This window comes from Streptomyces sp. NPDC059456 (assembly GCF_042750055.1).
Taxonomy (GTDB): Bacteria; Actinomycetota; Actinomycetes; order Streptomycetales; family Streptomycetaceae; genus Streptomyces.
In genome coordinates, this window is the sequence record NZ_JBHYVA010000095.1 from 1 (window position 1) to 17,873 (window position 17,873).

General features: G+C 74.2%; 19 protein-coding genes. 13 read left to right on the top strand and 6 right to left on the bottom strand.

The window, feature by feature from the left end:
- Positions 1-42 precede the first annotated feature (42 nt).
- Positions 43-228: a hypothetical protein gene (locus tag ACFXA3_RS11650; RefSeq protein ID WP_376197772.1), complete on the bottom strand. Its 186-nt coding sequence runs from the start codon at positions 226-228 to the stop codon at positions 43-45.
- A 336-nt stretch (positions 229-564) separates the two neighbouring features.
- On the opposite strand from ACFXA3_RS11650, the gene ACFXA3_RS11655 reads away from it, so the two are divergent.
- Positions 565-2,655 carry a HelD family protein gene (locus tag ACFXA3_RS11655; RefSeq protein WP_385185304.1) on the top strand — a complete coding sequence of 697 codons (2,091 nt, stop codon included), beginning with the start codon at positions 565-567 and terminating at the stop codon, positions 2,653-2,655.
- A 277-nt stretch (positions 2,656-2,932) separates the two neighbouring features.
- Here ACFXA3_RS11655 and ACFXA3_RS11660 read toward each other — a convergent pair whose 3' ends face one another.
- Positions 2,933-3,637, bottom strand: a complete 705-nt coding sequence (locus ACFXA3_RS11660) for a copper homeostasis protein CutC (RefSeq protein ID WP_385185307.1) — start codon at positions 3,635-3,637, stop codon at positions 2,933-2,935.
- Positions 3,638-3,753: 116 nt separating this feature from the next.
- Between ACFXA3_RS11660 and ACFXA3_RS11665 the strand changes: the two genes are divergently transcribed.
- Both ACFXA3_RS11665 and ACFXA3_RS11670 read left to right on the top strand, forming a co-directional pair.
- Complete coding sequence (locus tag ACFXA3_RS11665; protein ID WP_385185310.1) at positions 3,754-4,422, top strand: hypothetical protein; 669 nt, start codon at positions 3,754-3,756, stop codon at positions 4,420-4,422.
- Between the two features lie 65 nt (positions 4,423-4,487).
- Positions 4,488-5,711 carry a Cmx/CmrA family chloramphenicol efflux MFS transporter gene (locus ACFXA3_RS11670; protein ID WP_385185348.1) on the top strand — a complete coding sequence of 408 codons (1,224 nt, stop codon included), beginning with the start codon at positions 4,488-4,490 and terminating at the stop codon, positions 5,709-5,711.
- 115 nt (positions 5,712-5,826) lie between these two features.
- Here ACFXA3_RS11670 and ACFXA3_RS11675 read toward each other — a convergent pair whose 3' ends face one another.
- Positions 5,827-6,093 (bottom strand): DUF4031 domain-containing protein, encoded by a 267-nt coding sequence (locus ACFXA3_RS11675; RefSeq protein ID WP_385185313.1) that lies wholly within the window; start codon positions 6,091-6,093, stop codon positions 5,827-5,829.
- Between the two features lie 7 nt (positions 6,094-6,100).
- Positions 6,101-6,478 (bottom strand): hypothetical protein, encoded by a 378-nt coding sequence (locus tag ACFXA3_RS11680; protein WP_385185315.1) that lies wholly within the window; start codon positions 6,476-6,478, stop codon positions 6,101-6,103.
- A 102-nt stretch (positions 6,479-6,580) separates the two neighbouring features.
- On the opposite strand from ACFXA3_RS11680, the gene ACFXA3_RS11685 reads away from it, so the two are divergent.
- The 8 genes from ACFXA3_RS11685 to ACFXA3_RS11720 all read left to right on the top strand — a co-directional run bounded on the left by ACFXA3_RS11685 (position 6,581) and on the right by ACFXA3_RS11720 (position 12,709).
- Complete coding sequence (locus ACFXA3_RS11685; RefSeq protein ID WP_385185318.1) at positions 6,581-7,573, top strand: MurR/RpiR family transcriptional regulator; 993 nt, start codon at positions 6,581-6,583, stop codon at positions 7,571-7,573.
- On the top strand, positions 7,570-8,502 hold the full coding sequence (gene murQ / locus ACFXA3_RS11690) for an N-acetylmuramic acid 6-phosphate etherase (protein WP_385185321.1): 933 nt from the start codon (positions 7,570-7,572) through the stop codon (positions 8,500-8,502). The genes ACFXA3_RS11685 and murQ overlap by 4 nt, the downstream gene beginning before the upstream one ends.
- A gap of 48 nt (positions 8,503-8,550) precedes the next feature.
- Positions 8,551-10,152, top strand: coding sequence for a PTS transporter subunit EIIC (locus tag ACFXA3_RS11695; RefSeq protein ID WP_385185324.1), 1,602 nt, complete (start codon positions 8,551-8,553; stop codon positions 10,150-10,152).
- Between the two features lie 23 nt (positions 10,153-10,175).
- The gene (locus ACFXA3_RS11700) at positions 10,176-10,550 is read left to right on the top strand and encodes a hypothetical protein (RefSeq protein WP_385185326.1); all 375 of its coding nucleotides are present in this window, start codon (positions 10,176-10,178) and stop codon (positions 10,548-10,550) included.
- Positions 10,547-11,137 (top strand): GNAT family N-acetyltransferase, encoded by a 591-nt coding sequence (locus tag ACFXA3_RS11705; protein WP_385185329.1) that lies wholly within the window; start codon positions 10,547-10,549, stop codon positions 11,135-11,137. The genes ACFXA3_RS11700 and ACFXA3_RS11705 overlap by 4 nt, the downstream gene beginning before the upstream one ends.
- A gap of 86 nt (positions 11,138-11,223) precedes the next feature.
- A complete protein-coding gene (locus ACFXA3_RS11710) occupies positions 11,224-11,721 on the top strand; it encodes a DUF5753 domain-containing protein (RefSeq protein WP_385185350.1) in 498 nt (165 codons plus the stop codon).
- Positions 11,705-11,959, top strand: a complete 255-nt coding sequence (locus ACFXA3_RS11715) for a DUF397 domain-containing protein (protein ID WP_385185332.1) — start codon at positions 11,705-11,707, stop codon at positions 11,957-11,959. The genes ACFXA3_RS11710 and ACFXA3_RS11715 overlap by 17 nt, the downstream gene beginning before the upstream one ends.
- Before the next feature lie 171 nt (positions 11,960-12,130).
- Complete coding sequence (locus ACFXA3_RS11720; protein ID WP_385185334.1) at positions 12,131-12,709, top strand: Uma2 family endonuclease; 579 nt, start codon at positions 12,131-12,133, stop codon at positions 12,707-12,709.
- A gap of 1 nt (position 12,710) precedes the next feature.
- Here the strand turns inward: ACFXA3_RS11720 and ACFXA3_RS11725 are convergent, their stop codons facing one another.
- On the bottom strand, positions 12,711-14,111 hold the full coding sequence (locus ACFXA3_RS11725; RefSeq protein WP_385185337.1) for a PQQ-binding-like beta-propeller repeat protein: 1,401 nt from the start codon (positions 14,109-14,111) through the stop codon (positions 12,711-12,713).
- 72 nt (positions 14,112-14,183) lie between these two features.
- Positions 14,184-15,365, bottom strand: a complete 1,182-nt coding sequence (locus ACFXA3_RS11730; RefSeq protein ID WP_385185340.1) for a S8 family serine peptidase — start codon at positions 15,363-15,365, stop codon at positions 14,184-14,186.
- A 370-nt stretch (positions 15,366-15,735) separates the two neighbouring features.
- On the opposite strand from ACFXA3_RS11730, the gene ACFXA3_RS11735 reads away from it, so the two are divergent.
- On the top strand, positions 15,736-16,080 hold the full coding sequence (locus ACFXA3_RS11735) for a protease inhibitor I9 family protein (RefSeq protein ID WP_385185342.1): 345 nt from the start codon (positions 15,736-15,738) through the stop codon (positions 16,078-16,080).
- 93 nt (positions 16,081-16,173) lie between these two features.
- Positions 16,174-17,873, top strand: a 1,700-nt coding sequence (locus ACFXA3_RS11740; RefSeq protein WP_385185345.1) for a serine/threonine-protein kinase, incomplete at its 3' end; no start/stop codon positions are given.

Below are 17,873 nucleotides of genomic sequence, written 5' to 3' on the forward strand. Positions count from 1 at the left end.
CGGCGGGGTCGGGCCCGCGGCACGGCGGGGTCGGGCCGCCGGTCAGCGGCGTATGACGCCCGCGTCCTCGCCGTATTCGCCGAGGACGACGACGCTCACCGCGGCCGCCACGAAGACCTTCGCGGCGCGCAGGGCGTTGCCCACCAGGTGGCGGGGAGGGGAATCGGAGGTGGCGGTGGCGCCGCTAGGGCGGCCGCCCCGGACCGGGGTGAAGGTTGCGGTGCTCATGTGTCCATGGTGCGCTTCCGCCCCGCGCATCACATCGCCCTCGGGGCGGAACCGCAGGCCACCGCGCCTCCTCCTGCGGGCCCATGCCGCCCCCCAGAGCCTCTGCCCCAGGTCTGACACTCCCCGGTATGACACCGGGTGACGCCCGGTGACACCCGTACGGGCGTCCCGCCCGGGAGAAAGGTCCGGCCCGGTAATCCGGTCGCGCCCGACCGGCCCGCTGACTACAATCTCCGCTCTTGCCGCCTCCCGCCGCCGTTCCGGGGAGAGCCGCCCGCCGGTCGGAAACCGGTGGGCATCGCCCGTACCGATCGTTCAGCAGCTGGAGGCATTCCCGTGTCCGCGCACGCCCCCGAAGCCGGCTCCGAAGCCGCTTCAGACGCCGGCTCCGGCGCCCACCCCCTCGCCCGCGAGCAGGCCCACCTCACCGCCTCCCGCGCCGCGCTCCGCGCGATGCGCGAGGACGTCGAGGCCCTCGACATCCGCGACGTCACCGCGAACTGGGTCAACTCGATCGTCCTCCAGGCCCAGATCGACGACCGGATCAAGGCCCTCGCGGACCTCGCGCACACCCCGCTCTTCTTCGGCCGCCTCAACTACCTGCACGCACCCGGCGCGGAACTCGCCGAAGGCGCGGAGGGCGAGCAGTTCTACATCGGCCGCCGCCACGTCCACGACGCCGACGGCGACCCCATGGTGATCGACTGGCGCGCGCCCGTCTCCCAGCCGTTCTACCGGGCGTCCAAGAACGACCCGCAGGACATCGCGCTGCGCCGCCGCTTCGGCTACACCGGCGGCGAGCTCACCGCGTACGAGGACGAGCACCTCTCCGACCCCGCCGAGGCCGCGGCCGTCAGCAAGCTGCTCCAGCAGGAGATCGAGCGGCCGCGCGTCGGCCCCATGCGCGACATCGTCGCGACGATCCAGCCCGAGCAGGACGAGATCGTCCGCTCCGGGCTGTCCGGTTCCGTCTGCGTGCAGGGCGGCCCCGGCACCGGGAAGACGGCGGTGGGCCTGCACCGTGTCGCGTACCTGCTGTACGCCCACCGCGAGCGGCTCGCCCGCACCGGCACCCTCGTCATCGGGCCGAACCGTTCCTTCCTGCACTACATCGAGCAGGTCCTGCCGGCCCTCGGCGAGCTGGAGGTCAAGCAGGCCACCGTGGAGGACCTCGTCTCCCGCGACGGCCTGGAGGTCCGCGGCGCCGACGCCGCCGCGACCGCCGTCGTCAAGGGCGACGCCCGGATGGCGCAGGTGCTGCGCCGCGCGGTCCGCTCACACGTCACCCCGCCCGCCGAGCCGCTGATGGTGGTGCGCGGATCGCGGCGCTGGCGGGTGCCGGCGTACGAGCTGGAGGAGATCGTCACGGAGCTCCTGGAGCGGGACATCCGCTACGGCGCCGCCCGCGACGCGCTGTCGCAGCGGATCGCGCACACCGTGCTCGTACGGATGGAGCAGGCGGGCGAGGCGCCGGACGACCGCGTCCAGGACGCGGTGGCACGCAGCGCCGCCGTGAAGGCGGCGGTCAAGGCCATGTGGCCGGCGGTGGACCCGGCGAAGCTGGTGCTGCGGCTGCTGTCGGATCCGGAGTTCCTGGCGGCGCACGCGGAGGGCGTCCTGTCGGAGGAGGAACAGCGGCTCCTGCTCTGGCCCAAGCCGTACCGGACCGTGAAGTCGGCGAAGTGGTCGTCGGCGGACCTGGTGCTGATCGACGAGGCCGCCGACCTGGTGGAGCGCACGCACTCGCTCGGCCACGTCGTCCTCGACGAGGCGCAGGACCTGTCGCCGATGCAGTACCGGTCGGTGGGCCGGCGCTGCACGACCGGCTCCGCGACGGTGCTGGGCGACCTCGCGCAGGGCACGACCCCGTGGGCCACGCGCAGCTGGGACGAGGCGCTGGCCCACCTGGGCAAGCCGGAGGCGGTGCTGGAGGAGCTGACGGCGGGCTTCCGCGTGCCGCGCGAGGTGATCGCGTACGCCTCGCGGCTGCTGCCGTCGATCTCCCCGGGGCTGGCACCGGTCTCCTCGGTCCGTGAGACGCCGGGCTCGCTGGTCGTCACGCCGACGGCGGACCTCACCGCCTCGGTGATCGACGCCTGCCGCGACTCCCTCGGCCACGAGGGCTCGATCGGCCTGATCGCGGCGGACGCCCGGATCCCGGAGCTGGCGAAGGCGCTGGAGGCGGCCGGGATGGCGTACCTGTCGCCCGGCGAGGAGACGACGGCGCAGTCCCGCCTCACCCTCGTCCCGGCGTCGCTGGCGAAGGGCCTGGAGTACGACTACGTGGTCCTGGACGAGCCGGCCGCGATCGTGGCGGGCGAACCCGACGAGCGCACCGGCCTGCGGCGCCTGTACGTCTGCCTCACCCGAGCCGTCTCGGGCCTGACCCTGCTCCACGCCGACCCGCTGCCGGCGACGCTGACCTGACCTGACCTGACCGGAACCCAAGCGTTGCCGGGACGGGGCCGCGCCGGGGCGGGCGCCGGACCCCACCCGGACCCGGGCCGTGCCCAAGCCCTGCCGGGCCGGAACCGGAGCCGGGTCGGCGGCTGCGGCGCGGCCGGGGCCGGGCCGTGCCCAAGCCCTGCCGGGCCGGGGCCGGAGCCGGGGCCGGGGCCAGGGCCGAAGCCAGGGCCAGGGCCGGGGCGGCGGCTGCGGCGCGGCCGGGCTCGCTCGGGGTCGGGTGGTCGGCGCGGGCCGGGCTTCAGGAGAGGGCGGTTCGCCATTCGGCCACCGCGGCCGCGGAGACCGGGCCCGACCAGCCGTCGGGCCGGGCCGCGCCGCCGATGTGGAAGCCGTCGATCCCCGCGGCCCGCAGCACCGGCAGGTGGGACAGCGTCAGCCCGCCGCCGACCAGGATCCGCGCCGTGTAGCCCGGCTCGCCCCGCCGCGCCGCCTCGGCCAGCAGCACCGGCAGTCCCGCATCGACCCCGGCCGCCGATCCCGCCGTCAGGTACGTGTCCGGACCGGCCGGCTCCGGGAGTTCCGCGAGCGCCTTGCGCAGCTGGTCGCGGTCCGCGGCCCGGTCGATGGCCCGGTGGAAGGTCCACTTGCAGCCGTCCAGCTCCGCCACGACCGCCTCGATCGCGGTCAGGTCCGGGCCGCCGTCCGGCGCCAGGAACCCGAGGACGAACTCGGTCGCGCCCTCGGCCCGCAGGGCGCGCGCCTGCGCGGTCAGCACGTCCACGTCGGCGGGGGAGCCCGCGGCGAAGCCGTCCGTGGCGCGGAGCATCACGCGCAGCGGGATGTCGACCGCCGCCCTGATCGCCGCGAAGGTCTCGCGCGGCGGGGTGAGCCCGTCGGCGGCCATGTCGGTGACCAGTTCAAGTCGGTCCGCCCCACCGGCCCGGGCCGCGACCGCGTCCTCCACGTCGAGGGCGATCACCTCCAGGACTGCACGGTTGCTCATTGGGCCCCACTCCTCCGGAAAGCTGCTGGTACGAAAAATAGGTCTAGTCCAATATCAGAGTACGGGCCCGCGCCCACCCTCCACCAGCACCATCACGCCACCCGCACAATGTCCGCATGGACCGCATGGACACCGCGACCGACACCGCCCCGCTCCGCGCCCGCTGGCACGCGAGCGCCACCGCCGCCGGCGCCGCCGCCGACCGCGACCCCGCCCCGTACGCCGACCGGCTGCTGGCCGCCTGGGCGGAGCCGCAGCGCCGGTACCACACCACCGCGCACCTGGCCGACGTCCTCGCGCGGATCGACGTACTCGCCCCGCACGCCGCCGACCCCGCCGCCGTCGAGCTCGCCGCCTGGTTCCACGACGCCGTCTACCGCCCCGACCGCTCCGAGAACGAGGAGCGCAGCGCGGCGCTCGCCGAGCGCGCCCTGCCCGAACTCGGCGTCGGCGCCGCCCGCACCGCCGAGGTGGCCCGGCTGGTCCGGCTCACCGTCACCCACGACCCCGCCCCCGGCGACACCAACGGGGAGGTGCTCTGCGACGCGGACCTGGCCGTCCTCGCGGGAGGCCCCGACGCGTACGCGGCGTACGTCGCCGCCGTCCGCGCCGAGTACGGCTTCGTCCCCGAGGACGCCTTCCGCACCGGCCGGGCCGCCGTACTGCGCCAGCTGCTGGACCTGCCCCGCCTCTTCCGCACCCCGTACGGCACCGCGCACTGGGAGGCCCCGGCGCGCCGCAACCTGGCCGCCGAGCTGGCCGGCCTGGCCGCCGCCGGGGAATGAGATCCGGTACGGGGAGGTTCGTACCGGACGTGCCCCCCGCTCACCCCGCTCCCGCGCGCTCCCGCATGCCCGTCGCCGTCCGCGTCCTCGGCCTGGCCGTCTTCTCGCTCGGGACGAGCGAGTTCATGCTCTCCGGGCTGCTGCCGCCCATCGCACAGGACATGGACGTCACCATCCCCCGGGCGGGGCTGCTCATATCCGCCTTCGCGATCGGCATGGTCATCGGCGCGCCGCTGCTGGCCGTGGCCACGCTGCGACTCCCGCGCCGCACCACCCTCATCGCGCTCATCAGCCTCTTCGGCCTCGGCCAGGTCGCGGGCGCACTGGCCCCCACGTACGCGTTCCTCTTCGCCTCCCGGATCGTCTCCGCGCTCGCCTGCGCCGGGTTCTGGGCGGTGGGCGCGGCCGTCGCCATCGCGATGGTCGGCAAGGACCAGCGCGCCCGCGCGATGGCCGTCATGATCGGCGGCCTGTCCCTCGCCAACGTCCTGGGCGTCCCGGCCGGCGCCTTCCTCGGGGAACGGTTCGGCTGGCGCTCGGCCTTCTGGTCGGTGGGCGCGGCCTCCGCCATCGCCCTCGTCGGCATCCTGGCGCTCGTCCCGAAGATCCCGCTGCCCGCGGAGAAGCCCCGCCTGCGCCGCGAGCTCGGCATCTACGGCGACCGCCAGGTGTGGCTGGCCGTCGCCGTCACCGCCCTGGCCGCGGGCGGCGTGTTCTGCGCCTTCAGCTACCTGTCCCCGCTGCTCACGGACGAGGCCGGACTGGATTCGGGGTGGGTGCCGTGGATCCTCGCCCTCTTCGGCGTCGGCGCGCTCGTCGGCACCACCGTCGGCGGGCGGATCGCCGACGGCCGCCTCTTCGGAGTGATGATCTGGGGCATCAGCGCCTCCACCGCCTTCCTCGCGGCGCTGGCCCTGCTGGCCTCCGTCCAGGTCGCGGCCGTCGCGCTCGCCTTCCTGCTCGGCGTCTCCGCGTTCTTCACCGCCCCGGCCCTCAACGCGCGCGCCTTCAACGTCGCCGGCGCCGCGCCCACCCTCGCCGGGGCCACCACCACGGCCGCCTTCAACCTCGGCAACACCGGCGGCCCCTGGCTGGGCGGCGCCGTCATCGACGCCGGCCACGGCTACGCCGCCACCGCCTGGGCGGGCTCGGCCATGACCGTCACCGCGGTCGGTCTGACGGTGCTGGCCCGGCGGATCGACCGCCGTACGGGGACCGGCACGACCCGCGTGATCACCCGCGCGGGCTCCGCCCCCGCGCCGGCCGGCGCGGAGCCGGCGAACCGGTAGCCGTTCGCGGCCGGGGCGCGGCCCCGCGACCCCGTGGCGCTGCGCACGTCCGGCCCCGGCGGGTCCCCGTGCCCGGCGGGTCCCCGTGCCCGGCGGGCCTTGTGCCGGGCACCCCTTATGCCGGGCGGCCCTTGGGGCGGCGCAGGCCCGCCTCGGTGAGGCGGCGGACCAGTTCCTTGCTGCCGATCTCCACCGCGCCCGCCGCCACCGCGCCCGCGTAGCGGTACGACGGCACGTCGTAGTGGTCCCGCTCGAACGCCTTCGGCGGGCAGCCGATCGACGCCGCGAAGGCGTGCAGCTCCTCGTACGAGACGTCGCTGACCAGGTGCGACCACATGCGGCCGTGGCCCGGCCAGGTCGGCGGGTCGATGTAGAGCGTCACCCGCGGCTCACCGGCCGGCCCCGAACACGGGGCCGAGGGCGCCGACCGCGGCGACCTTCACCCCGGCCTTGCCGCACACCCAGTGCGGATCGGGTCCCAACTCCGGCTCCACGTCCAGCGCGTGCGGATCGCCCTGCGAGCAGACCGGGCACAGCGGCCAGCGCCCGTACTTCTCCAACAGCGCGTCCTGGACGTCCTGGGCGACGAGTCCGGCGAGGTAGTCGACCCCCTCCGGCCACTGCTCCACCCACCACCGGCGGTGCGTGACCGAGTCCTCGACGAGGGAGACGACATCGGCATCGGCGACCTCGCCCGCGACGAGATCGGCGAGCACGAGGGCACGGGCGGCGTGCAGCGCCTGTTCCAGGGGGGTCGCGTGGTCCATGCGCCCATTGTGAACCCGTACGGCCCACGTGGTGAAGGCCCCTCCCCCACCGCCGCCGGATGGCGCCTTGACCCCCGGCCGGGCCGAAAATAGATTTCAGAGATGAGTGAGGTCCCGAAAGTAACTTTCAGCGAGGGGCGCACCGCGCCGGACGGCGACGCCCCGGCCGCAGCCCCGGCCGCAGCTCCGGCCCCGGCCCCCGGCCCCGGACCCGCCCCCGGCCTCCCGCTGCGGGCCCGCGTCCGCAGCCTCGGCCCGTCCATGACCCCCTCCGTGCTGGCCGTCGCCGAAACCGTCGCCGCCGACCCCGCCGGCTGCTCCCGCCTCACCGTCAGCGCCCTCGCCGCCCGCACCGGCACCAGCGAGGCCACCGTCGTCCGCACCGCCCGCCTCCTCGGCTATCCCGGCTACCGCGACCTGCGCCTGGCCCTCGCCGCGCTCGCCGCCCGGCAGGAGTCCGGCACGGCCCCCGCCGTCACCGCCGGCATAGCCGTCGACGACCCGATCGCCGACGTCGTCGCCAAACTGGCCCACGAAGAGGCCCAGACCCTCGCCGACACCGCCGCCGGACTCGACCTCGCCGCGCTGGGCGCCGCCGTCACCGCGCTCGCCACGGCCCGCCGGATCGACATCTACGGCGTCGGCGCCTCCGCCCTCGTCGGCCAGGACCTCGCCCAGAAGCTGCTGCGCATCGGCCTCGTCGCGCACGCCCACGGCGACCCCCACCTGGCCGTCACCGGCGCCGTGCAACTGCGGCCCGGCGACGCCGCCGTCGCGATCAGCCACTCCGGCGCGACCGGCGACGTGATCGACCCCCTGCGCACCGCCTTCGAGCGCGGCGCCACCACCATCGCGCTCACCGGCCACCCCCACGCGCCCGTCACCCGGTACGCCGACGTCGTCCTGGCCACCTCCGCCGCCCGCGAGACCCGGCTGCGTCCCGCCGCCATGTCGAGCCGGACCAGCCAGCTCCTCGTCGTCGACTGCCTGTTCGTCGCCGTCGCCCAGCAGACGTACGAGACCGCCGCGCCCGCGCTCGCCGCCTCGTACGAGGCACTCGCCCCCCGCCGAACCGCCAGGAGCCCCCGCCCATGACCGCGTCGTACGCCGCACTGCGCGCCCAGCTCGACACGCTGACCACCGAGGCCTTCCGCCCCGAACTGGCCGAGATCGACCGGCTCTCCACCCTGGAGATCGCCCGCACCATGAACGCCGGGGACGCCACCGTCCCGGCCGCCGTCGCCGCGCAACTGCCGCGCATCGCCGCCGCGATCGACGCGATCGCGCCCCGCATGGCCCGCGGCGGCCGGCTCGTCTACGCGGGCGCCGGCACCGCCGGCCGGATGGGCGTCCTGGACGCCAGCGAATGCCCGCCCACCTTCAACACCGACCCGGCGCAGGTCATCGGCCTGATCGCGGGCGGCCCCGGCGCCATGGTCGAGGCCGTCGAAGGCGCCGAGGACTCCGCCGAGCTGGCCGCCGCCGACCTCGCCGCCCTGGAGCCGACCGCCGACGACACCGTCATCGGGATCTCCGCCTCCGGCCGCACCCCGTACGCGGTCGGCGCCGTCGCGTACGCCCGCAGCCGCGGCGCGCTCACCGTGGGCCTGTCCTGCAACGCCGGTTCGGCGCTCGCCGCGGCCGCCGAGCACGGCATCGAGGTCGTCGTCGGACCCGAGCTGCTGACCGGCTCCACCCGCCTGAAGGCCGGTACCGCCCAGAAACTCGTCCTGAACCTCATCTCGACGATCACCATGATCCGGCTGGGGAAGACGTACGGGAACCTGATGGTCGACCTGCGCGCCTCCAACGAGAAGCTGCGCGCCCGCTCCCGCCGGATCGTGGCCCTGGCCACCGGCGCACCGGACGAGGAGATCGAAGCCGCGCTCGACGCCACCGGCGGCGAGGTCAAGCAGGCCGTCCTCGTCCTCCTCGGCGCCGTGGACGGCCCCACCGCGGCCGGCCTCCTCACCACCGCGCACGGACACCTCCGCGAGGCCCTCGCCCTCGCCCGCGACCTCTGACCGCCCCGTTCGACTGCCCCGTTTCCCCCGACGCAAGGCGATCCCGACATGTCCACTGACAAGAACCGCGCCACAGCCGCCGCGATCCTCCCCCTCGTCGGCGGCCCGGACAACATCAGCTCGATCGCGCACTGCATGACCCGGCTGCGCATCGCGCTGCACGACAGCTCCCTGGTCGACGACCAGGCGCTGCGGGCACTGCCCGCGGTGCTGGGCGTCGTCGAGGACGACACCTACCAGATCGTGCTCGGACCGGGGACCGTCGCCCGCGTCACCCCGGAGTTCGAGGCGCTCGTCGAAGAGGGGCGCACGCCGGCCGCCGGGCGCGGGACGGCGCGCCGCGCCCGCCCGGGCGGCCCGGCGGACGACCTAGCGGGGCGCCGCCGGCCCGCGGGGCCCCCCCCGGCCGGCCGGGCGGCCACGGCCGGTCCGGCGGGCGGCACCGGTACGCCCGTCACCGCCGCGGAACTCGCCGACCGGGGTGCCGCGTTGAAGCAGGCCCGGCAGGCCCGCAACCGCACCCCCGTGAAGCTGTTCCTGCGCCGCATCGCGAACGTCTTCGTGCCGCTGATCCCGGCGCTCATCGGCTGCGGCATCATCGCCGGTCTGAACGGCGTGCTGCTGAACACCGGTCGGCTGCCCGCCGTCGTCCCCGCGCTCGCCGCGATCGCCTCCGGGTTCATGTCGCTGATCGCGGTCTTCGTCGGCTACAACACGGCCAAGGAGTTCGGCGGCACGCCGATCCTCGGCGGCGCCGTCGCCGCGATCATCGTCTTCCCCGGCGTCGCGAAGATCGACGCATTCGGCCAGCACCTCTCCCCCGGACAGGGCGGCGTCCTCGGGGCCCTCGCCGCCGCGTACCTCGCCGTCCGCGTCGAGAAGCTGTGCCGCCGCCGGGTTCCCGAGTCGCTGGACGCACTCGTCACCCCCACCCTCACCGTCCTGACCTCCGGCCTGGTGACGATTTTCGGCCTGATGTTCCTCGCCGGTGCCGTCGCCGACGCCATCGGCTCCTTCGCGACCTGGCTCCTCGCCACCGGCGGCGCCTTCGCCGGTCTGGTCCTCGGAGGCCTGTTCCTGCCGCTCGTGATGCTGGGCCTGCACCAGGCCCTGATCCCGATCCACACCACCCTCATCGAGCAGACCGGCCACACCGCACTCCTGCCGGTCCTCGCCATGGCGGGCGCCGGCCAGGTCGGCGCCGCACTCGCGGTCTACTGCCGGGTACCGCACAACCGCTCCCTGCGCACCACCATCAGGTCCGCGCTCCCGGCGGGCTTCCTCGGCGTCGGCGAACCGCTGATCTACGGGGTGTCGCTCCCGCTGGGCCGCCCCTTCGTCACCGCCTGCGTGGGCGGCGCGGCCGGCGGGGCGTTCGTCGGGCTGGGCAACCAGCTGGGGGTCGCCTTCGGCGCCACCGCGATCGGCCCGTCCGGGTGGGCGCTGTTCCCGCTGCTGGACGGCCCGTCGGGGCTCGGCCCCAACCTCGCGGTCTACGCGGGCGGGCTGCTGGCCGGCTACCTGGTGGGCTTCGCCGCCACCTGGTTCTTCGGATTCACCCCGCAGATGCTGGCCGACCTCAACGCCGATCACGAACCAATTCCGGCCACCACCCCACCGGCCAATGAGCCGGCTGTAGCGAAAATCTAGCGGCGTTCGGGAGACTGACTGATATGCAGCTCCCCGCCGAAGCCGTTGCCGCCACCGCTGTCGTCGAGGTCGTACGCCTCTCCGCGCGCCCCGAGCGCTACGGCGACCCCATGACCGGCGACGTCGTCTCCCGCTGGACCGGCCGCGAAGCCGCCGACTCGCTCGGGCTGCTCTCGTCCATGCCGCCCGGTGAGGCCCGCGTCTGCTTCGCGCCGGGCTGGGGACTGCGCGCGTACGACGCCGCCGACCGGCCCCTGTTCGAGCTGATCTTCTGTTTCAGCTGTCACCACGCCTGGCTGTGGGGCCCGGCCGTCCCCTCCGACGCGGCCTTCGACACCATCACGGGCACCACCGCAGACGCCGAGGCGCTGCTCGCACACTTCCGCAACGCCGCATGACCCTTCCCCCGGTGGTCCCGCCCGGCCGCATGTCGGCCCGCCCCCAGCCGGTCCTGGACCTGCCCGGCCCGTTCCAGCTCCGGCCGTGGACCCCGTACGACGCCCCCGCACTGGTCGAGTCCTGCCACGACCCGGACATCCGCCACTGGAACCGCTCGCCGATGCTGTCTCCGGCCGAGGCCGTGTCCCGGATCGAGCGCTGGCAGGAACGCTGGCACTCCGAGCACGCAGCGATCTGGGCCGTGGCCCCGGCTCCGGGCGGCCCGCCCGTCGGCCTGATCGGCGTGGCCGACCTCGACCTGGCGGGCGGGAGCGGCGAGATCCTGTACTGGCTGCTGCCCGCGGGCCGCGGCACCGGCGTCATGACCGCGGCCACGGACCGGGTCGGCCGCTGGGCCTTCGAGGAACTGGGCCTTCACCGCCTGCGCATCACCCACTCCGTGGCCAACACGGCGTCCTGCCGCGTCGCGACGAAGGCCGGCTTCCCCCTGGAGGGCACCATGCGCGGCGCCCTCCTCCACGCGGACGGCTGGCACGACGAACACCTCCACGCCCGCCTGCGCACGGACGGCCCGGGCCCCGCCTGAAGCTCACCGCATGATCACACCATCGAGCTAACCCGCGGCGAAGAACGCCCCACGCCTGCGCATATGCCAGGAGCTTATGCGCATGTATTCCCTCACCGGCCTACGCGCGCGAGGTCTTCCGCGCGTACCAGCCGACCGCCACGGAGGAGACCATCGACGAGCTGGTCACGAACCGACTGGCTCGGGCCGCCCTGCTCCTTGATCCAACAACCCCCCTGTTGTGGTGCGTACTCGACGAGACGGTCCTCCGCAGGGCGGGTGAGAACAAGGTGGTCCTCGCCGAGGCACTGCGACACATCGCCAGTTTGATCCGGTCATACCGGATCATCACGCAAGTGCTCCCATTCACTGCGGGCCCGCATGCAGCCATGGAGGGCTCCCTCAAGCTGATGTCCTTCGAAGACGCTCCCCCGCCGGCTTACGTCCAAGGCATGAGCACAGGCCAGCTGTTCGACGATCCGGCCACGGTGACCCATCACGCCCTGGCCTACGATCTGCTCACGGCCAACGCGCTGTCACCGCGCAAGTCCCTGGCCCTGATCGAGTCGGTGGCGGAGGATTACGAACATGATCAGCACGCCTGAGTACGACCTGTCCGCAGCGGCCTGGCACAAGTCCAGCTACAGCGGCGGCAGTGGCGGCGACTGCCTGGAGATGGCCACCTGGCGCAAGTCCACCCACAGCGCCGGTGACGGCGGCGACTGCGTCGAGGTCTGCGACGCGCACCCCGACCTCGTCCCCGTCCGGGACTCCAAGGTCCCGGACGGCCCCCACCTCACCTTCAACGGCCCGGCCTGGACGGCGTTCATCACCAGCCTCTGACCGTCGGCCCGCCAAGTCACACGATCGGTCTAACCATCTGCGGTCGGACCAACACGGTCCGACATATGCCTCTAGCGTATGCCAGGCCGTAGCCGATCGGAGTCACACATGGCGCTTCACAAGGTCCTTCGCCGGGCGTGCAGGGCACCATGGAGTCGAGGAGGCGATTCCATGTCCGCTCGCTCCACCAGGCGTCCCCAGATGACCCTCGATGACTTCGAAGCACTTGAGCACGGCGCGCCCGAAACCGTGACGCTCGAATTCATTGCGGGAAAGCTAGAGGTCAAGCCAGTGCCCGACGGTGACCACGGGGCCATCTTCATGTGGCTGCTCCGCCAGTGCATGCAGCAGCGGCCCGAACTCGACCTACACCCCGAGCAGGGTCTGGTGGTCGAGCAGTACCGCGCCGGACGTGCCCGCCCCGACGGCGTTCTCGCACCTGTCGCGCACTTCGCGGGCCAGGGGGAATGGGCCGACCCCTCAGGCGCCGTGATGGTCGTGGAAGTGACCTCCCACGACGCGGACACCGACCGGCGTGACCGCAACGAGAAACGTGACGGGTACGCGGCGGCCGGCATCCCGGTCTACCTGCTCATCGACCGGCAGAACTGCGCGGTGGCCGTCCACAGCGATCCCAGCGGCGGCTCGTACCGCGAAAGCTCCACATTCCCGTACGGCGAAACGGCCAAGATCCCGGACCCGGTCGGCATCATGCTCAGGACCGAGGCCCTGAAGGATTTCGCGGCCTGACTCACCAGCCGATCGTCGGGGCCACGTCGAAGATCGGGGGCAGGCTGCCGTCGGCGTCGAGGTTGACGAACGTCCTCCCGTGGAGGGCGAACGACTCGCCCAGCCGGAGGCCCCGCAGGACCGTCGACTCGCCGTCCGGCTTCCCGGTGCGCGGGTCGAGGTGCCAGAGGTGGTGGTACGCGCCCTCCGTGACCACGGCGATCCGGCCGGACCGGCCGTCGGCGGCCAGGGCCCGGACCCGCCAGTCGTTCTCGAAGGACCGGGTCCACAGGTGGCGGCCGTCCGTCAGGGAGAACGCCGCCAGCAGCTCCCGCTGCTCCCGCTCCGGGACCGACGCGTACAGCACGTCGCCGACGACCAGCCACTCCGTCTCGCCCGTGGTCGGGACGTACGGCTCCTGCGACTCCGCGCGCACCCGGCCCGCCTCGTCGAACACCAGCAGGCGGCCGTCACCGACGGCGGCGGCCGGGGACGCCGACGCGATGCGCGGGGACTCGTACCCGACCGGCATCGGGTACCGCCAGGCGACGGCGCCGGTGCGGGCGCCGAGCGCGAACAGCTCGACTCCCGCTTCGGTCCGGGCCAGGAGCAGGACCCGGTCCGGGCCGGCGGCCACCTCCATGGCGGCGGCGCCCGCCGGTAGCGGGGAGCGCCACCGCTCGGCGCCGGTGGTCAGGTCGTATGCGAGTACGGCGTCCGCGGTCGCGGTCACGGCCAGGGAGCCTCCCGCGGCCGGCCGGCCCACGAGGTGCGGGATGTTCGTGGTCCAGAGCTGCTTGCCGGAGGTGACGTCCACCGCCACCAGGCGGCCGCCACAGCCGTCCAGCACGGTGGCGAAGGTCAGCAGACCGGTACCGGAAGGGCTGTCCGCGCTCATCGCGCACACCGCCCCGCCTGCCGGAACGCGCAGGCTCCAGCCGCGGCGGCCCTCCCCGTCGTAGCCGGTCACACCGTCCGCACCGGCCCGGACCACGAACCCGGTGGCCGGGGGCCCCGCCCAGGAGCCGAGCGGCTTCCCGACGGCCGAACTCCCCGGGACCTGGTACGAGAAGAGGTCCATGTGCGGGCCGCGCAGCCACGAGAAGCCGAGCCAGCCGGGCCACAGGGCGACGAGCGCGACGGCGACGGCCGTGGTCCGGCCGGTGCCGGAGCGGTACGCGCGGCCCTTCACCACCGACCACCACAGCCCGCCAGCCGCCAGACCGGCGAGCAGGGTCCACCACAGCAGCGAATCCAGCCCGCGCGGGCAGCCGCCGAAGTCGCACACGCCGTCGGTCATGTCCACGACGGTCAACTTCGCGCACAGGACGGCGTACAGCACCGCCACCGCGCTGAACGCACAGGCCGCGGCGAGTCGTACGTGGTCCCGCAGCCGCTGCACGAGCGGCGGTGGCGTGTTCATGATCCCCCCTCGGCCCGCAGCCTATCCGCGATCGGGCTGCGGGCCGGGTTCGTCAGGAGGACCTTCGGGAGGTCAGAGGCCCGCGGTGAACAGCAGCTTGTTGGGCGAGGTCTTGCTGACACTGGTCAGGACGTCCTTGGTGGACTCCGATTCCAGGAAGTCGGCGATCTCGTCCGGCGCCGCGGCCGGGTGCGCCTGCTTGTAGAGGACGGCGACACCGGCGACGTGCGGCGAGGCCATCGACGTGCCGTCGAGGGCCACGCTGCCGCCGCCCAGCTTCGCGGAGACGACGGCCTGCCCGGGTGCGTAGAGGGTGACGCAGCTGCCCCAGTTGGAGAAGGAGGTCTCCTCGTCGTACTGGTTGCTCGCCGCGACCGTCACCACGCGCTGGGCGGACGCCGGCGAGACGAAGCAGGCGTCCTTCGCGGAGTTGCCCGCCGCGACCACCGGCAGCACGCCCGCGTCGGACAGGGCAGTGGCCGCGTCGTTGACGGCGGTCGACAGGTCCCCGCCCAGGGAGCCGTTCAGGACGGCCGGCTGCTTGGCGTTCTTGGCCACCCAGTCCATGCCCGCGATGATCCCCGACCAGGTGCCCTTGCCGTCACAGCCCAGGACGCGGACGCTGACCAGGTTCGCCTTGCGCGCGACCCCGTACGTCCTGCCGGCGACCGTGCCCGCGACGTGCGTGCCGTGGCCCTGGCAGTCCTGGCCGAGCCGCCCGTCGCCGATGGCGTCGAAGCCGAAGGTGGCGCGCCCGCCGAACTCGTCGTGGGCGTAGTCGATGCCGGTGTCGAGGATGTACGCGGTCACCCCGGCACCGTTGCCCTGGGTGGTGAAGTCGGTGTCGAGCGGCAGGTTCTTCTGGTCGATCCGGTCCAGGCCCCACGACGAGGACGGCGCCCGCAGACCCGGAGTCCTGCTCGGCGTCGGGATGGACTGGACCGCGGCGTCCTCCTCCACGGACTTCACCCCGAGGCTCACCCGGACGATCTGCAACTGGAGCGGGGTCAGCGGGACCGCGAAGCCGGTCATCGCCTTCGTGTAGACGAACGTCGGCTTCAGACCCAGCTGCTGCGCGACCTTCGCCGCGTCCTGCCCCTTCTCCAGCGTCACGATGTACTGGCCGGGCACCGCGTTCTCGGCGGTGTGCAGTGGCACCGGAGTCGGTTCCGGCGTGTCGGCGGCGGCCGTGCCGGCCGCGACCGCGGGCACGGTGAGGAGGGCGGCGGCGGCCAGGCGTGCGAGCAGGCGCATGGAGGGAACTCCCTGAAGGCGGTGGGCCGGAAGGTCGGCATGAAGCAGCCGCCCCGGCGAGGACGAGTGCCTCTGCGGGGGCGGCCTTCCTTCCATCGGTGCCACCCCGGCACGTCCTGAACCGCCGTGCACCGCCAGGCGGATCACGCGTCGGCAGCTTCCGCACCTGCTGTCCCACCCGCTGCAGAAAGGGTTATCCCCCTGCGCCGTCCAGGCCACGACCACGTCCGCCCGGTCCCCGGCGCTCCGGCAAGACCACCCGTATGGCCCGCCACCACCCCGGGGAGCGCGCGGCCGGTGCGCCCCCGGTGCCCCCGCCACCCCCGAGGACGTCGTTGACCTGCGCCGTCGCACGTGATGGCCTCGCCCCATGCGCACCCGTGTGAGCCGGACCCTGCCCGCAGCCGCCGTCGTCGTACTGGCCGCCCTGACCGCCATCCCCGCCCCGGCCGCGGCCGCCGTGCGGGAACCGGTCCCGTACGCGGCCCCCGTCGACCGCGCGGCCCCCGTCGACCACCCCACGTACATCGTCACCGTACGGAGGGACCTCGACCCCGCGGACGTGGCGCGGCTGGTCGGCGTCACCCCGGTCCACGTCTACGACCACACCCTGCACGGCTTCGCCGCCCGGCTCGACCCCGCCCAGGTCGCGGCGCTCCGGTCGCTGCCGGGCGTCGAGGCCGTCGAGGAGGACGCAGCCGCCTCGGCGGGCTGACGGCGGGCTCCCGGCCGTTCCCCTTCCCGGCCCGCGACTTAGGGTGAAGGGCGATCAACTCATCGGTTGATCGGCGGAGTCGGGGGGAGACCGATGAACAGCGCGGCCGAAGTGTTCCAGCCGCTGCGGGAGGACGATCCGCAGACCGTTGCCGGGTACCGCCTCGCGGCCCGGCTCGGCGCGGGCGGCATGGGCCGGGTCTACCTGTCGCACACTCCGGGCGGCCGCCCCGTGGCGATCAAGGTGGTGCGGCCGGAACTGGCCGAGGACCCGGCCTTCCGGCGGCGGTTCCGCCGCGAGGTGGAGGCGGCCCGGCGGGTCCGGGGCGCGTACACCGCCGAGCTGATCGACGCCGACGTGGACGCGACGACGCCCTGGCTGGCCACCGTGTACGTACCGGGGCCCTCGCTGTCGGAGGCCGTGACCCGGCGCGGACCGCTGCCGGTGCCCGCCGTGCTGTGGCTGGTGGCCGGGGTGGCCGAGGCCCTGGAGGTCATCCACCGTGCGGGGATCGTGCACCGTGACCTGAAGCCGTCGAACGTGCTGCTGGCCGCCGACGGGCCCCGGGTCATCGACTTCGGCATCTCGCTGGCGTCCGGCACCACAGCGCCCACCGTCACGGGCAGCGCCATCGGCACGCCCCAGTACATGGCCCCCGAGCAGGCGCTGGCGGGCGACACCACGGCCGCCACCGATGTCTTCGCCCTGGGTCAGACGGCGGCGTTCGCCGCGCTGGGCGAGCCGTTGTACGGGGACGGCCCCTCCGTGAGCGTGCTGTTCCGGATCGTGCACTCCGAGCCCGACCTGTCCCGGCTGCCCGAGTCTCTGCGCCCGCTGATCGCGCTGTGTCTGGCAGCCGATCCGGAAGACCGTGCCACCCCGGCGGAGATCGTGGCGTGGTGCCGGCAGCGGCTGGGCAAGGACGCCGACGCGGGCGGCGGTCCGGCCGTCTGGCGGGAGGTGACGGGCCCCGAGCTGGTGGTCCCGGCCCCGGTCCCGCACCCCACGTCGGTCCACACGCGGGCCTTGGACCCGCAGCCGTCGCAGCCGTCGCAGCCGTCGCAGCCGCAGATGGTCTGGCAGCCGCCGACGTCGGCGCTCACGCCGGAGGAGCGGCGCAAGCGCAGGCGGCGCACCGCTCTGCTCGTCACCGCGTTGACGACGGTGTCCGTGACCTTCATGGGCGGCTTGGCCTGGCTGGTCATCGACGCGGGGATGCGGGCGCGCGACCGCGAGGCGGCCGCGGCCGCCTCCCCCGGCCCGGTGCGCAGTGGCAAGACCACCGGAGCCGAGGGAGCCGGCGGAGCGGGCGGGTCCGGCGATGCGGGCGGGTCCGCGGCGAGCACGCCGAAGGCCTCCAAGCCGCCCGTGCCCGTCCCCCACCCCCAGGTACGGCTCGACGAGAAGAACTCGATCGGCATCAAGGACCCGGTCGACCGGGAGGACCGCACGGGGGACATCCGCCTGGACTGCGCGAAGCAGAGCTGTGAGCTGGCGAGCGACACGAGCGTGTTCACCCAGCTGTACGCCGGCCCCGGCACCGGCAGCCTCGACACGTGCAGCCTCCTCACGAAGGCGAGCACGCAGCACACGCTGCCGCTGGCCGCATCGGCGCCCGGCACCGAGATCTGTGTCCGGCACCCCTCGGGAGACATCGCGCTGCTCGTGATCCAGGTCAAGTCGGTGGTGCGGCTGAGCGGCCTGCCCGACTGGATCACCGCCGACATGACGGTGTGGCGGGGGGCGGCGCTGAGCGCGCCGCCGCGCGACGGCCGCGCCGGGCGTGGGGGTTG